Source organism: Psychromonas aquatilis (assembly GCF_038155185.1).
GTDB lineage: Bacteria > Pseudomonadota > Gammaproteobacteria > Enterobacterales > Psychromonadaceae > Psychromonas > Psychromonas aquatilis.
This window is the reverse complement of the sequence record NZ_JBAKAZ010000522.1, coordinates 1-206: the sequence shown is the minus strand read 5'-3', so window position 1 is coordinate 206 and position 206 is coordinate 1. Positions and strand designations below refer to the sequence as shown.

Genomic DNA, 206 nt, shown 5'->3' with positions numbered 1-206 from the left:
CAATGCAGACTTCATTAGAGAACAACGTGGTGGACTGACTATTTGTGATGCAACTTCTCCCGTTATTGAGATCTCGATGCCTTCGGAAAAATTAGATGTAACCACTTTTAGCTGGCAAAAAGTATTAGGAGGCGAAGCTGGTCACGGCGTAATTATTTTAAGCCCACCAGCCGTTCAACGTTTAGAAAGTTACACTCCAAGCTGGC

General features: G+C 43.7%; 1 pseudogene. It reads left to right on the top strand.

The annotated features are described in order from the left end of the window. Positions 1-206, top strand: a pseudogene (locus V6256_RS16380) (phosphoserine transaminase); the annotation flags it as partial.